This is a genomic window from Phormidesmis sp. 146-12, from assembly GCF_052939495.1.
In genome coordinates, this window is record NZ_JBJPHS010000007.1 from 84,625 (window position 1) to 99,622 (window position 14,998).

The window sequence follows — 14,998 nt, forward strand, 5'->3', positions numbered from 1 at the left end:
AGCGAAAGTTCCGACGACGCAGCGAAGAATTCTGATTCCACGACCCTTAAGTTTCAGATCAAAAACACACCCATTCTCATTTTATGAACCCTCCAATGACACAGCCGTCTCGTGAAGAATCCTGGGGATACGACAATCGAATGATTCAATACATTCAGAATGCATCTGCACATGGATTGTATGAAATTCGCGGACTGGGTGCAAAACGACGATTGCCACATTTCGACGATCTGGTTTTTTTGGGCGCATCGCTAACTCGATATCCGCTGGAAGGCTACCGCGAAAAGTGCGTTACCAAAACAATTTTAGGCACTCGATTTGCTAAAAAACCGATCGAGCTAGACATCCCCATCACGATCGCTGGCATGAGTTTTGGTTCGCTGTCTGCAAACGTCAAAGAAGCGATCGGACTGGCCGCCACCAGAGTCGGAACCTCCACCACAACAGGCGACGGCGGCATGACTTCAGAAGAACGGCTTTCCTCAAAAACGCTGGTTTATCAATGCTTACCGTCTCGCTATGGCTTCAATCCCAACGATATGAGAAAGGCAGACGCGATCGAGATTGTGATTGGTCAAGGTGCAAAACCGGGCGGCGGCGGAATGCTATTGGGGCAAAAAATTAATCCCCGCGTAGCAGCAATGCGAACCTTACCCGAAGGCGTGGATCAGCGATCGGCGTGTCGTCATCCTGACTGGACGGGGCCCGACGATCTGACCATCAAAATTCAAGAACTGCGCGAACTCACCGATTGGCAAATTCCGATCTATGTCAAGGTGGGGGCTTCTCGTCCGTTTAATGATGTCAAACTGGCGATCCAGGCGGGAGCCGATGTGATCGTCGTCGATGGAATGCAGGGCGGCACTGCGGCGACTCAAGCGGTTTTTATCGAACATGTCGGCATTCCAACCTTGGCGGCCGTGCGGCAGGCAGTCGAAGCGATCGAAGACCTCAACATGAAAGGACAGGTGCAACTGATTGTCAGTGGCGGCGTGCGGACGGGGGCAGATGTGGCTAAAGCGTTGGCAATGGGAGCGGATGCCGTGTCGATCGGTCAAGGTATTCTCATGTCGCTGGGCTGCAATAGTGAAACTTATATTCAAGACGGCGAACATCACTCTGCAATTGAAGACTACGCCGCATTGGGAACGGCTCCTGGCTCCTGTCACCATTGCCATACCGGAAAGTGTCCCGTTGGGGTCACGACTCAGGATGCCATTTTAGAAAAGCGACTGCAACCCGAAATTGGCGCGCGACGCATTCAGAATTATCTGCAAACCTTGAACATGGAATTAACCACGATCGCCCGCGCTTGTGGCAAACAAAACGTTCATCATTTAGAGCGAGAAGATCTGGTGGCGTTGACGATTGAAGCCGCAGCGATGGCAAAACTACCGATCGCCGGAACAGATTGGATTCCAGGACTATAAACATCTTGTCTGAAAGTCCTTCAGAATGGCAGGTTGGGAGTAGAAGATCACAACAACGCAGCGAAAAAACTTCGTCTTGGACGCTCTCTCAGGCACATTCTCTACCGCGACGGAAGCACGATCGTAAAGGTACTACCTTCTCCAGGCTTCGATCGCACCGTGATTTGTCCGCCCATTCCTTCTAGCAGCGTCTGCACGATCGCCAGTCCCAACCCATGTCCACCCGACTGTTCTTCATCTGCAAACCTTGCCCGTGCTTCGTCTACTCGATAGAATCGCTCAAAAATCCGGCTTTGGTCTTGTAGCGAAATGCCCACGCCCAGATCGCTGACTCGAATCACTGCCTGACGATCGCTAGATTCCAAGTCAATGGCGATCGGCTGATGAGGTGCAGAATATTTAACAGCATTGTCAATGATATTAATCAAAACTTGCTTTAAGCGATCGCGATCGGCAATGGCTTCGATTTGTTTTTCTGCATTGACTGTCAGCGATCGATTGCTAAACTTTTCGGTCATGCCTACAACTTCTAGTACCAAATGATTCACGACCAATGGCTCTAGATGAAACTGCATATAACCGCTATCTGCCCGCGCTAAGTTTAATAGATCTTGTAATAGCTGAATGGTGCGATCGGCTTCAGAAGTGGCGGTTTCTAAGGCTTCTCGCTGATAATCATTTAAGTTAGTGCTGCGGCGCAATAGACTTTGTAGATAGCCATAAACGATTGTTAGAGGCGTACGTAACTCGTGAGAAACATTGCTGACAAATTGACGCTGTTGTTCCCAGGATTCAGAGAGTCGAGACAACATCCTATTAAAAGTCTGAGCCAGTTCTTTGACTTCGCTGGGTGCATGACGTAATTGCAGCTTTGCTTCTTTCAGATCATTTGCAGAAATCACACCCGCCATCTGACTCATTTCCTGAAGCGGTTGGAGCGATCGCCGAATCCGAATCGTCATTGCCACTATCATCGCGATCGTCGCCAGCAGACAGACCACAACAAGACTGCGAATGGCTGATATTAACTCATGCTGGTCAGCAGTCACATCCTGCGCCATATACACTGTTCCCAGCACTTTGCCCTTTACTGTCACCGTGCCTTCGTATAAAACTAGATAGCGATCGCGCACTTGATAAACTTGCGGTTTGAGCGGCATTTCTGCTAGAGACATCAACTCAGCCGTGGCGGTGAATGCAGAATTTAAGTCCGCAGATTGTGCCAATAGCTGATTGTCTGAACTTTTGACCCAAATCAGTAAACCTGAAGCAGATACATTATTAATTGTTTTTTGAAGTCCGGCCGCGATCGGCAACATTTCACTATAAAGTTCTACATCACGAGGAAAACGAGCAGCGATATATTCAACATTCTGGGTATGAGTTGCAATTAAAATTTGCTGCATTTTCCAGCTTGTCCAGATGCCAACGATACTTAACCCCAAGGTCGATAAAATGACAATTTCCAGAGTGAGATGAAACTGAAGTGAGGCTGGATTAAGGTAGTTTTGTCGGAGTTGACGAATTTCCTCCCGAAGTTGGCGAATCAATGGCATGAGGGCGGTGACGATGGATTATTCGATGTACCAAAATTGTATCGAATGCAGAACGATCGCGCTGCTAAGACGTTAGACCTTAGCCTGAGACGTTGGACTGGAGACATTTTGTTCAGTATCTAGCGTCCAAGGTTCAAAAACCAAAATTCAATCTGACTTCTAGATGAACGTTTGCTGAGAAGAAATCTACAAGAATTTACCTGAACTTATCGTTTTGTAAAGCTCCTCAACCGCCTTCATGACTTCTTTATCTTTGATCTCTATTGTCCTTACTGATGACCTGCACAGCGATTCTCATTTTTACTGCCGAGAGTCGCTTCTGTGATTTCCTGAGATAAAAGCCTTCAGGTAACTTTTAGTCATCATTTTGTGTCGATCGCATTCATTGTTTCGATTCATTTTTCTTGTAAACACTGAATAAAACCCATGACTACAGTTACTCAACAACGACGTAGAATCAATACGCGGTGGGAGCAATTTTGTAATTGGATCACCAGTACCGACAATCGCCTTTACATTGGTTGGTTTGGGGTTTTGATGATTCCCTTACTGATGATTTCAGCGACAGTCTTTACGTTGGCTTTCATCGCTGCACCCCCTGTCGATATTGATGGTATCCGAGAACCCGTCGCCGGATCGCTGCTCTATGGCAACAACATTATTACGGCTGCGGTCGTGCCGTCTTCCAACGCGATCGGGCTACACTTTTACCCCATTTGGGAAGCCGCCAGCATGGATGAATGGCTCTATAACGGCGGCCCTTATCAGATGATTGCGGCTCACTATATTCCGGCTCTCTGTTGTTATATGGGGCGAGAGTGGGAGTTAAGTTATCGGTTGGGAATGCGCCCCTGGATTGCGGTTGCGTATTCTGCTCCACTGGCAGCGACGGCCTCTGTGTTTTTGATCTACCCGATCGGACAGGGCAGTTTCTCAGACGGTTTGCCAATGGGGATTAGCGGCACCTTCAACTTCATGTTTGTCTTTCAAGCAGAACACAACATTCTCATGCACCCGTTTCATATGTTGGGGGTGGCTGGTGTGTTTGGCGGGTCGCTCTTTTCGGCGATGCATGGGAGTTTGGTGACTTCTAGCTTGGTGCGGGAGACGACTGAGAATGAATCTGCAAATGCAGGGTATAAGTTTGGGCAAGAGGGCGAAACCTACAACATTGTGGCAGCGCACGGCTATTTTGGACGGCTGATTTTTCAATATGCCAGTTTTACCAATAGTCGATCGCTCCACTTTTTCTTAGCTGCCTTCCCGGTGGTCTGTATCTGGTGTACAGCGTTGGGGATCTGTACGATGGCGTTTAATTTGAATGGATTTAACTTCAATCACTCTGTGTTAGATACGCAGGGAAATGTTGTCAATACCTGGGCGGATGTGCTTAATCGCGCCAATCTGGGATTTGAAGTCATGCACGAACGCAATGCACACAACTTCCCATTCGACCTGGCAGCAGGAGACGAAGTTCCGTTGATTTCTTTGGTCGATTAGTGGTTTCTCCATAGAAGTGAATCTGTTGTAGAAATATCGTTTTTGTGTTTCTACAACAGATTTTCGTGGGTCTAATTTTTATGCGTCAACTCATTCCAAAACTCATTCCAAAAGTTTTATCTATCAATCAAGAAACCATTATCGGCAACTAATAAACTTATGTAAACTCATGCTTATTCTTCATCAGTTCTTCAGGTTTTTTATTTATTCTCCTTTACATCTTGCACATTTGATTCGGTGCTTTAACTCACGTCTTTTCCCCATTACCTCTGATCTCAGAACCTCTAGTAATGGGGCTTTCTACCCCTCTATTTAGGAGAAAACTATGAGCCTTGTCACTGAGCTAATTCTCAACGCAGATAGTGAAGCTCGATATCCGGCACCTAAAGAGATTCGCATTTTTCAGGACTTTTTGAAAACCGGAGAACAGCGCATTCGGATCGCCTCAGTTTTGTCGGAAAACGAACAGCGAATTGTCCAAAACGGTAGTGCCAGATTTTGGGAACGGTGTCCGGTCACACCCAGCAACAGTGGTAATCCTCGCAAGACAGCTTCTTGTCAGCGCGATCAAGGCTGGTATGTGCGGCTTGTGGCTTATTCAGTGTTGGCAGGCAGTGAGCAGCCATTAGTTGAAATCGGCACGATCGGCATCAAGGAGATGTATAACTCGCTAGAAATTCCGCTCAAAAATCTAGTTGAGGCGATGCGCTGCGTCAAAGAAGAAGCGATTTCTCTGTTAAGCGAAGAAGATGCCTTCGAGGTCGCACCGTACTTTGATTACATCATTCGATCGCTGTCTTAGAACAGATTTGCCGGAGTGTTGAATGGTGACCTCTCTAGATTCTTCACTCCTTACTCTTCAGTTCAATTGAACAACATATAACCTTTAGGAGACTCAAATCATGCAAGATGCCATCACCGCATTAATTAACTCTTCTGACGTGCAAGGTCGCTATCTCGATAATGCGGGAGTCGAGCGGCTGAGAGCGTATTTTCAAAGTGGAGAGCTACGATCGCGCGCTGCCATCAACATTAGCGCCAATGCCAATTCGCTCGTGACGCAAGCTGTTGCAAAATCCCTGATGTACACCGACATTACGGCTCCGGGTGGCAATATGTATACGTGCCGTCGCTATGCGGCTTGTATTCGCGATATGGACTATTTCCTGCGCTATGCGACCTACGCCATGTTAGCGGGCGATCCATCCATTCTAGATGAGCGGATTCTTAACGGACTGCGCGAAACTTATAACTCGCTGGGGGTTCCGATCGGGGCGACCGTTCGAGCCGTGCAATCGATGAAGGAAGTGACGACTGATCTTGTGGGAGCTGATGCGGGGCGCGAGATGGGCGTTTATTTTGATTACATTTGTTCGGGGTTGAGTTAGACGTAGGAGAAGGGATGAGGGATGAGGGATGAGGGATGAAGTTGACAACAATAACTTGTTCCTTGTTCAGCATTCCTCGCCTTTAATTTTGAGGAGAACTATGAGCATTATTACGCGATCAATTGTCAATGCCGATCGTGAAGCGCGCTATCTCAATCCAGGCGAACTTCAGGCGATTCGAGGGTTTTTTGAAGAGGGAGAGTCTCGTTTGCGGATTGCGATGGTGCTGTCGGCGAATGAGCGGAAAATTGTAGATAAGGGAACGCAAAGATTTTGGGAGCGATGCCCCGTTACGCCTAGCAATAGCGGTAATCCACGGTTTCGAGAATCATGTATGCGCGATCAGCTTTGGTATGTCCGATTGGTCACTTATTCTGTAATCGTAGGTGATACAGAACTGATTCGCGAGGTGGGAACGAAAGGGGCCCAGGAAATGTATAACTCGTTGGGAGTTCCGATCAAAAATGTTGCTGAATGTATGCGCTGTCTCAAAGAAGTTGCATTAGATTTTCTGCCTCTCGATGATGCGGCGGAGGTGACTCCTTACTTTGATGATTTGATTCAAGCATTCATTCCTTAGTCATTGAATTCTGTATTCACCAGCCTGAATACTATGTCTTAAACCCTAACTCATTGTGAGTTGATAGAGGGAAAAAGCTCCCTAAATTCCTACCTGTGGAGAACTTTGAACTAGAACACTGGTGTTAAAGTCCCTCAGACTTAGGGGGTCTGCCGTGTACACACAAGTCGTTGTCGCTTCGTTTCAGGCGGCTTCAGCCCCCTAAACCCCCCATTCTGGGGAACTTTGACCAAGGAAAGATTGCCAAAGTTCAAAGCCATGACGACAGCTCAAAGTCCCCCATTTTTGGGGGATTTAGGGGGCGAAGGCTCTCAGCAATGACCGATCGATCGACCTGTGTGTACACGGCAGGACTTAGGGGTGGGGGCAGAAAAGTTGAGTAACGCAGCAAAAACCTCAACATTTAAAACTTAATTTAGCGGAGCGATCGTATGACGATTCCAACCAGTGGCGGCAGCCCAATTATTCGTCCGCAGCAATATCAAACACTTCCGACGACGGTGATTTCTCACGCAGAACAACACGATCGCTGTTTGCAGGACAGTGAACTCAAGACACTAGGTGGTTTCTTTGAGTCGGGGACAAAGCGCTTACAGGTCGTAGAGACGCTCAATCAACATGCTGACGAGATTGTGTCAGCGGGAGCCGATCGCATCTTTTTTGGGGGCTTGCCGATGGCGTTTTTAGAGCGTCCGCCCAATCGTCAAAACCTGCCGGGATACAACGTCTTATTGAGAGATTTGGGCGATCGTCCCAAAGAAAGACTCAAAGTGCAAAGTTCGACGTTTAATAATCCACTTCAGGATGTGTGGCGGTTTCTCAAAGTGCAGTTGACCGAAGGGCGAGCGCCGCTGCCAGATGGGTTTCGTCCGATCAATATTTCGCGCTATGGGCCGGTGCGAATGAAGCGATCGATGCGTGATCTCGGCTGGTTTTTGCGCTATGTCACGTATGCGATCGTGGCGGGTGATTCTAGCATTATCGCAACCAATGTTCGAGGATTGCGCGGAGTCATTCCTGAAGATGTAACTGAGGCGACTGTTGTAGCGATTCAAGATATGTTGTGGAAGGCGTTGAGTTACTTTCAAAACGACCCAGAGGCAACGGCGATCGTTCAAGAACAGTTTGATGTTTTGCTGACGGAATACATTGTTGAGAAACCACAGAACCGTTTGCGGCAGGGCGTTTCTAGTGATCACCAGGGATTAGAACTACCCGAAAGCTATGGGTTGTCTGCCACCAATCGACCTAAGTTTGTGATGAAGCCCGGCCTGCCCGCCACCGAACAGGAAGCCGTGATCAAAGCCGCCTATCGCCAAATATTTGAGCGGGATGTGACTCGTGAATATGGCCTATCGCTGACTGATTTGGAATCTAAATTTAAGAGTGGGCAGTTTTCCACCAAAGAATTTGTGCGTCAGATGGGCAAATCTCGCCTCTATCGCAAACTTTGTTATGAACCGTTTGTGATCAGTCGCGTGATTGAGTTAGCTGTTAGACACTTTTTAGGACGGGGCGTGAGTTCGATCGAAGAGTTTCAGACTCACTTCGACACCATCTCACAGAAAGGCTTTCCGGTACTGGTGGATTCGCTTGTAGACTCCGTAGAATACTCTGATTACTTTGGCGAAGAAACGGTGCCTTATCTACGTGGATTGGGACAAGAAGCTCAAGAATGTCGCAACTGGGGCGCACAGATTGAACTGTTTAAACACAGCGCTGTGACTCACAAAGTTCCACAATTTATCACACTGTTTAGTACATATCAGCCAACGTTCCACAATCAACATTTCTATGGGGCTGGAAACGATCCGCTAGAGATTCAGTTTGGCACAATTTTTCCAGAACAGAATTGGAAGCATCACGATCGTCCCGCTGCCTTTAACAAAGATCACCAACGCATTTTGATCGGTTACAGAACAGAAAACGGGAATGGGAACGGTAACGGACACTCAGAAACCTGGGGGAAAGCTCCCGGATTAGACAGTCAACCTGTTTTGAAACTGCATCATGTCAATGGTAAACATAGCGGTAAGAACGGCAAAAATTCAGAGCAGGGAGCCAGCGTAGACCTTCTCAACAACTCTCCAGACTTGTTTATCCAGAAAGCTTACCGACAAATCTTTGGACGCGATATCTACCCCGAACAGCGCAACGTCACTGCCGAAATCAAGCTAAAAAGTGGCGAGATCACGGTCAGAGAATTTGTGCGTCAGGTAGCCAAATCACGATCGTTCCGTCAACTCTATTGGGAAACGCTGTATGTGACCAAAGCGATCGAGGTGATTCATCGTCGTCTTTTGGGTCGTCCCACTACTGGCAGGCAGGAAATGAACCGATACTATGATCTGTCCGCCCGCAAAGGTTTCTACGCGCTGATTGACGAACTGATCGATTGCACCGAGTATCGACAAGCTTTTGGAGACGAAACTGTTCCTTTTGAGCGCTATGTGACTCCACGCGGCTTTGAGATGCGATTTCATCGAGGGGAAGCGGCTCGTCTACACGATCGCCAGGGCAATCCTCTAATCGGAGAGCGTGTCTTTCATGGCACATGGGTCAAACCAACGTGGCAAAAAGCCAGAGCCAGCATTCAAGGCGATCGTCCAGAGTTTCGCGGAACCCAAAAATTACTCAGCACCACAAAACTTGATCAACGCCGATTGGAACCGAACAAACATAGTGAAGATCGCGATCAAAGCAATACTCAAGAACCTTCTGAAGTTACATCTGAAGCAACAGAATTTCAACCCGAATTAAACCCAGTTGAGTCATAGACCTATGGTGTTAATCCAAAAGTTTTCAAACAATCCCTGGAGACGATTTTACCGTCGAGTCTTTCGCTTCAAAAAGCTGTCTATCAGTTGGTTTGGAGGAATTCAAGTTTTTTCAGGAGAACCCTATGAGCCTCGTCAAACAAATGATTCTCAACGCCGATGAGGAGTTGCGCTATCCCGATCTGAGCGAGATTCGGATGATACAAAACTTCTTTAAAACGGGCGATCGCCGCATCCGCATTGCTGCAATTTTGGCGAAAAACGAACAGCGTTTAGTCGATCGCGGCAGTCAGCGCTTTTGGAAACGATGTCCGGTCACGCCTAGCAACAGTGGCAATCCTCGCAAAACGGCATCCTGTCAGCGCGACCAGGGCTGGTATGTGCGGCTAGTCGCTTACTGTGTGCTGGCGGGCAACGACGAACCAATGGCAGAGATCGGCACGATCGGCATGAAAGAAATGTATCGATCGCTGGGTATTCCTCTCGCCAACTGGGTCGAAGCGGTGCGCTGTCTCAAGGAAGAAGCGATCGTTTTACTGGGCGAAGAAGATGCTGCCGAAGCCACGCCCTACTTCGATCACATTATTCAAGCCCTCGCCCTTCCAGGCAGTCCCTATTTCATGAACAACGGAACACGAGAGTACTAATTGGAGGCACGTCCATGACGATCGCATTACAACGCCCCATTTCTGGGGGAGACTGGTTTCGCACGGTAGATGATTGGTTAAAGCGCGATCGCTTTGTGTTTATTGGTTGGTCAGGTTTGCTGTTGTTTCCCTGTGCTTATCTGGCGATCGGGGGTTGGTTTACGGGGACGACGTTTGTGAGTTCCTGGTACACCCACAACATCGCCAGTTCTTATTTAGAAGGCTGTAACTTTTTGACAGCAGCGGTATCGACTCCTGCGGATAGTTTGGGTCACTCACTGTTACTTTTGTGGGGGCCCGAAGCGCAAGGCGATCTGACTCGCTGGATGCAATTGGGCGGATTGTGGAATTTTGTGGCACTGCATGGAGCCTTTGCCCTGATTGGTTTCTGCTTGCGCCAGATGGAGGTTGCGCGGCTGATTGGGCTTCGTCCTTATAATGCGATCGCCTTTTCTGCTCCGATCGCTGTCTTTGTGGCCACGTTTTTAATTTATCCATTGGGACAATCAAGCTGGTTCTTTGCGCCTAGCTTTGGGGTTGCTGCAATTTTCCGATTCCTATTGTTTGTCCAGGGCTTTCACAATTTTACGTTGAATCCATTCCATATGATGGGCGTAACGGGTGTGTTGGGGGGTGCATTGCTGTGTGCCATTCATGGAGCAACGGTTGAAAATACCTTGTATCAAGATGGTCGTGCCTACAACACGTTTGGCGCATTTGAGCCGACGCAGCAAGAAGAAACCTATTCATTTATCACCGCCAATCGCTTCTGGTCACAGATTTTTGGCGTTGCCTTTTCTAACAAACGCTGGCTGCATTTCTTCATGTTATTTGTGCCCGTGACAGGTCTGTGGATGAGCGCGATCGGCATGGCAGGAATCGCCTTTAACCTGCGAGCCTACGACTTTATTTCACAGGAATTACGCGCCGCCGAAGACCCCGAATTTGAGACTTTCTACACCAAAAATGTTCTCCTAAACGAAGGTCTCCGCGCCTGGATGGCCCCCGAAGATCAGCCCCACGAGCGCTTTGTATTCCCCGACGAAGTACTCCCCAGAGGCAACGCACTGTAGGCACTTCTGTCAGCACTTTAAGAAATGAGCTTTGAGCTTTGCACAAGAATATCCCATCACAATTCTCACTCAAATCCTCAAACTCATTTCTCCTCACTCCTCACTCCTCACCCCTCACTTCCTATGACCACCTTCTTCGATCGCACCAACATCACCACCACAAAAACCCCAAAAGGCAACACCATCACCTCTCCGAGAGAAGGGCGCGATGAAGCGTCTACAGGCTATGCTTGGTGGGCTGGCAATGCTCGGTTTATCAACTTATCAGGGCGCTTTTTGGGGGCACATGTAGCCCACGCCGGACTGATTGCTTTTTGGGCGGGAGCCATGCTGCTCTTTGAGGTGGCGCACTACATTCCTGAAAAGCCGATGTATGAGCAGGGAATGATCCTTATGCCTCACGTCGCGACGTTGGGGTTTGGCGTTGGGCAAGGCGGCGCTGTGACGGATATTTTTCCCTTCTTTGCGATCGCCGTTCTCCATCTCATCGGTTCAGCCGTTCTGGGGCTAGGTGGCATTTATCACGCCCTACGCGGCCCGGCTCGGTTGCCTGGATATTTTGATTTTGATTGGGCAGACAAAGACAAGATCACCTCGATTTTGGGGTTTAACTTAATCTCATTGGGTCTGGGTGCCTGGTTGCTGGTTTGCAAAGCCATGTTTTGGGGCGGACTCTATGATACGTGGCTCCCAGGGGGCGGAAACGTGCGATTGGTCAGCCATCCGACGCTTAATCCGTTGACGATTTTTGGGTATCTGCTCAAGTCACCTTATGGGGAAGCTGGCTCGATCGTCAGTGTCAACAATCTAGAAGATCTGGTCGGCGGTCATATCTGGATGGGTTCGATCTTGATCATTGGCGGCATCTGGCATATTCTCACCAAGCCTTTTAAATGGACGGACGGCATCTTTGTCTGGACAGGAGAAGCCTACCTTTCTCAAAGTCTCGGCAACGTTTGCGGACAGGCGTTTATTGCGACAGCCTTTATCTGGTTTAACAACACCGCTTATCCGAGTGAGTTTTACGGCCCGACTGCGCCCGAAGCGTCTAACGCGCAAGCACTGGTCTTCTTAGCGCGTGATCAAGGTTTGGGAGCCAACATCGCCTCAGCACAAGGGCCGACTGGATTGGGGAAATACCTGATGCGATCGCCCACCGGAGAAGTAATTTTTGGCGGTGAATCGATGCGCTTTTGGGATATGCGCGCTCCCTGGCTAGAACCGTTGCGGGGGCCAAATGGACTGGATATCAACAAGCTCAAAAGTGATATTCAACCCTGGCAAGTGCGTCGGGCGGCTAACTACATGACCCATGCACCGCTCGGCTCTCTCAACTCAGTCGGCGGAGTCTCAACCGAACTCAACTCCGTTAACTTTGTCAGTCCGCGTACCTGGCTGGCCTCTGCCCACTTTGTGTTTGCCTTTTTCTTTTTAGTCGGTCATCTCTGGCACGCAGGACGCGCTCGAATCGCAGCGATCGGGTCAGAAAGAGGACTCGATCGAGACAATGAGCCTGTGAAATCGATGAATGATCTCGACTAAATCGCAGGTGGTCGCTCATGACCGATGAATGGTGGATCGCGTTCTCAAATCCATCATTCATCTTTCTTCATTACGGTTTACTTTTTTAACACTCATTTATTTGGAGCATTAGATTTACGATGCTTCTACTCGTTGTTTCCACGTTTCAATCGTTCCCACATTTTGTCTACGCAGGATTCGCCTGGTCATTGGTTGGTTTGACAATTTGGAATATTTTGGCTGCGATTCGCAAAGTCACCCAACAAGCGTCACGAATGCACCAAATCCCCTGTGCAACCTGTCAATTTTTTACGGGCAGCTATGACCTCAAATGCACCGTTCATCCCCAGATTGCCATGACTGAGGAAGCGATCGACTGCTCCGACTACACCCTCTCAACCTTCACTGTAGTCACTTCAGGAACGCCCTCTAAATCTCCCATCCCCGGAAAACTTTGACTCAAGACGCTTCTCTCAAAGTCCCCCAGAATTGAGGGGCAGAAGATCTCAAAACCGAAGCCAAGAGCTTCATTAACTTCATGTTCTCCAGACTTCAAGTTTCACACTTAACCCTCACAATTAACCCTCACTTTTAGGAGCATCATCTAATGGGACTCCCCTGGTATCGCGTTCATACAGTTGTGATCAATGATCCCGGACGACTGATTGCGGTTCACTTAATGCACACTGCGCTGACGGCGGGTTGGGCTGGCTCGATGGTTTTATATGAACTGTCTCAGTTTAATCCCGGTGATGCGGCGCTCAATCCCATGTGGCGACAGGGAATGTATGTCATGCCATTTATGGCTCGTCTGGGCGTGGTCAACTCCTGGCAAGGCTGGAATGTGATGGGCGAAGCGGTCAAAGATCATGGGATCTGGACATTTGAAACCGTCGCGGTTACTCACATTGTCTTGTCTGGCTTGCTGTTTCTTGCGGCCTGCTGGCACTGGGTTTACTGGGATCTTGATCTATTCAAAGACGAAAGAACAGGCGAACCGTTTCTCGATCTGCCGCGGGTGTTTGGCATCCACTTATTAGCCGCAGGATTGCTTTGTTTTGGGTTTGGGGCATTCCATCTGACGGGCGTGTTTGGGCCGGGAATGTGGGTGTCTGATGCCTATGGGCTAACGGGTCACATTCAGCCTGTCAGACCTGAGTGGGGGCCGGATGGCTTCAATCCGTTTAACCCTGGGGGAGTCGTGGCCCATCACATTGCCGCAGGTATTACTGGAATCATTGGTGGATTGTTTCACATTAGCGTTCGTCCGGCTGAAAATCTCTATCGATCGCTGCGGATGGGCAATATCGAAACCGTGTTAGCAAGTGCGTTAGCAACTTTCTTCGTCGCAGCATTCACCGTCGCAGGAACAATGTGGTATGGCAGCGCAACCACTCCGATTGAATTGTTTGGCCCAACTCGGTATCAATGGGATAGCCACTACTTTCAACAGGAAATCGATCGCCGCGTCCAATCAAGTCTCGCGAATGGAAAAACCCTCTCTCAAGCCTGGTCAACCGTTCCCGAAAAGTTAGCGTTCTACGACTATGTGGGCAACAGTCCTGCCAAGGGGGGCTTGTTTAGAGCCGGGCCGATGACCAAAGGCGACGGCGTTGCGCTCAATTGGGAAGGACACCCTGTTTTCAAGGATGAGGCAGGACGAGAACTCTCAGTACGCCGGATGCCTAACTTCTTTGAAAACTTCCCCGTTGTGTTGACCGATGCAGATGGTGTGGTGAGAGCCGACATTCCCTTCCGGCGCGCCGAAGCAAAATATAGCTTTGAGCAAACAGGCGTGACCGTTAGTTTTTATGGCGGCAGTCTCGACGGACAGACCTTGAGCGACTCCCCCTTGGTCAAAAAATACGCCCGTCAGTCACAGCTTGGAGAACCGTTTGAATTCGATCGCCAAACCTATCGTTCAGATGGCATTTTCCGCACCAGTCCCCGCGCCTGGTTTGCCTTTTCTCACACCGTTTGGGGCTTGCTGTGGTTCTTTGGGCATCTGTGGCATGGAACGCGCACCCTCTTCCGCGATGTGTTTGCAGGCATCGACCCAGATTTGGATGAAGAACAAGTCGAGTTTGGAGTCTTTCAAAAGGTGGGCGATCGTCGCACTCGTCGCAGCGTCCCCGCTTAGGATCAATACAGAAGGCTGAACGATCGAGGCGAGTCTTCATGATTCACCGCCCACTCAACCGAAGTCCGTCCGCTTCGCCGTTTAGCGCTTCAAGCTGCCAACTCTAGAGACTTTAGCATCGCACTGACATTACAAAAACGATCATTGAGATCCCTAATTTCTCAGAGAGGTTGGGGATCTGTGATCACTGAAACCAATACAACGCATCGCTGTTCAGAATTGAGTTTTCTCTATTTGTGAAAATGAAGAAATGTAGATAAACATAAACTTCTCATACACATTATGAATTACCGGACGAATTTGAAGATAATACCAACATCACAGAAGTTAGCTTTCGTTATTATATAAGTTTCTGAATTCAAAACTGACACTTACAAGCAGCAGGA

Annotated in this window: 12 protein-coding genes; 11 read left to right on the forward strand and 1 reads right to left on the reverse strand. The window is 48.8% G+C overall.

The features are described from left to right. The first annotated feature begins 95 nt into the window (after nt 1-95). The gene (locus ACKFKF_RS05245; protein ID WP_446866721.1) at nt 96-1,430 is read left to right on the forward strand and encodes an FMN-binding glutamate synthase family protein; all 1,335 of its coding nucleotides are present in this window, start codon (nt 96-98) and stop codon (nt 1,428-1,430) included. Nucleotides 1,431-1,531: 101 nt separating this feature from the next. On the opposite strand, the gene ACKFKF_RS05250 is transcribed toward ACKFKF_RS05245, so the two are convergent. Next, nucleotides 1,532-2,986, reverse strand: a complete 1,455-nt coding sequence (locus ACKFKF_RS05250; protein WP_446866722.1) for a sensor histidine kinase — start codon at nt 2,984-2,986, stop codon at nt 1,532-1,534. Nucleotides 2,987-3,412: 426 nt separating this feature from the next. Here ACKFKF_RS05250 and psbA point away from each other — a divergent pair, with 426 nt between their 5' ends. From psbA to psbB, 10 genes are all read left to right on the forward strand, one after another. Beyond that, nucleotides 3,413-4,486 carry a photosystem II q(b) protein gene (psbA, locus tag ACKFKF_RS05255; protein ID WP_446858974.1) on the forward strand — a complete coding sequence of 358 codons (1,074 nt, stop codon included), beginning with the start codon at nt 3,413-3,415 and terminating at the stop codon, nt 4,484-4,486. A 325-nt stretch (nt 4,487-4,811) separates the two neighbouring features. Continuing rightward, a complete protein-coding gene (gene apcD, locus ACKFKF_RS05260; RefSeq protein WP_446858973.1) occupies nt 4,812-5,288 on the forward strand; it encodes an allophycocyanin subunit alpha-B in 477 nt (158 codons plus the stop codon). A 100-nt stretch (nt 5,289-5,388) separates the two neighbouring features. Next, on the forward strand, nt 5,389-5,874 hold the full coding sequence (locus ACKFKF_RS05265; protein ID WP_446858972.1) for an allophycocyanin subunit beta: 486 nt from the start codon (nt 5,389-5,391) through the stop codon (nt 5,872-5,874). A 100-nt stretch (nt 5,875-5,974) separates the two neighbouring features. After that, nucleotides 5,975-6,454, forward strand: a complete 480-nt coding sequence (gene apcD / locus ACKFKF_RS05270) for an allophycocyanin subunit alpha-B (protein ID WP_446858971.1) — start codon at nt 5,975-5,977, stop codon at nt 6,452-6,454. A gap of 431 nt (nt 6,455-6,885) precedes the next feature. After that, a complete protein-coding gene (locus ACKFKF_RS05275) occupies nt 6,886-9,231 on the forward strand; it encodes a phycobilisome rod-core linker polypeptide (protein WP_446866723.1) in 2,346 nt (781 codons plus the stop codon). 125 nt (nt 9,232-9,356) lie between these two features. Beyond that, nucleotides 9,357-9,878, forward strand: coding sequence for an allophycocyanin subunit alpha-B (gene apcD, locus ACKFKF_RS05280; protein WP_446858969.1), 522 nt, complete (start codon nt 9,357-9,359; stop codon nt 9,876-9,878). Between the two features lie 14 nt (nt 9,879-9,892). After that, a complete protein-coding gene (psbD, locus tag ACKFKF_RS05285; RefSeq protein WP_446858968.1) occupies nt 9,893-10,951 on the forward strand; it encodes a photosystem II D2 protein (photosystem q(a) protein) in 1,059 nt (352 codons plus the stop codon). A 123-nt stretch (nt 10,952-11,074) separates the two neighbouring features. Continuing rightward, nucleotides 11,075-12,493: a photosystem II reaction center protein CP43 gene (gene psbC, locus ACKFKF_RS05290; RefSeq protein WP_446866724.1), complete on the forward strand. Its 1,419-nt coding sequence runs from the start codon at nt 11,075-11,077 to the stop codon at nt 12,491-12,493. A 119-nt stretch (nt 12,494-12,612) separates the two neighbouring features. Then, nucleotides 12,613-12,930, forward strand: a complete 318-nt coding sequence (locus ACKFKF_RS05295) for a hypothetical protein (protein ID WP_446858966.1) — start codon at nt 12,613-12,615, stop codon at nt 12,928-12,930. Between the two features lie 149 nt (nt 12,931-13,079). Then, nucleotides 13,080-14,612 (forward strand): photosystem II chlorophyll-binding protein CP47, encoded by a 1,533-nt coding sequence (gene psbB, locus ACKFKF_RS05300; RefSeq protein ID WP_446866725.1) that lies wholly within the window; start codon nt 13,080-13,082, stop codon nt 14,610-14,612. The last annotated feature ends 386 nt before the right edge of the window (nt 14,613-14,998 follow it).

Excerpts from the sequence above, each read along its gene's own strand:
- ACKFKF_RS05245 (WP_446866721.1), top strand. The coding sequence starts at position 96 with ATGACACAGCCGTCTCGTGAAGAATCCTGGGGATACGACAATCGAATG.
- ACKFKF_RS05250 (WP_446866722.1), bottom strand. The coding sequence starts at position 2,986 with ATGCCATTGATTCGCCAACTTCGGGAGGAAATTCGTCAACTCCGACAA.
- psbA (WP_446858974.1), top strand. The coding sequence starts at position 3,413 with ATGACTACAGTTACTCAACAACGACGTAGAATCAATACGCGGTGGGAG.
- apcD (WP_446858973.1), top strand. The coding sequence starts at position 4,812 with ATGAGCCTTGTCACTGAGCTAATTCTCAACGCAGATAGTGAAGCTCGA.
- ACKFKF_RS05265 (WP_446858972.1), top strand. The coding sequence starts at position 5,389 with ATGCAAGATGCCATCACCGCATTAATTAACTCTTCTGACGTGCAAGGT.
- apcD (WP_446858971.1), top strand. The coding sequence starts at position 5,975 with ATGAGCATTATTACGCGATCAATTGTCAATGCCGATCGTGAAGCGCGC.
- ACKFKF_RS05275 (WP_446866723.1), top strand. The coding sequence starts at position 6,886 with ATGACGATTCCAACCAGTGGCGGCAGCCCAATTATTCGTCCGCAGCAA.
- apcD (WP_446858969.1), top strand. The coding sequence starts at position 9,357 with ATGAGCCTCGTCAAACAAATGATTCTCAACGCCGATGAGGAGTTGCGC.
- psbD (WP_446858968.1), top strand. The coding sequence starts at position 9,893 with ATGACGATCGCATTACAACGCCCCATTTCTGGGGGAGACTGGTTTCGC.
- psbC (WP_446866724.1), top strand. The coding sequence starts at position 11,075 with ATGACCACCTTCTTCGATCGCACCAACATCACCACCACAAAAACCCCA.
- ACKFKF_RS05295 (WP_446858966.1), top strand. The coding sequence starts at position 12,613 with ATGCTTCTACTCGTTGTTTCCACGTTTCAATCGTTCCCACATTTTGTC.
- psbB (WP_446866725.1), top strand. The coding sequence starts at position 13,080 with ATGGGACTCCCCTGGTATCGCGTTCATACAGTTGTGATCAATGATCCC.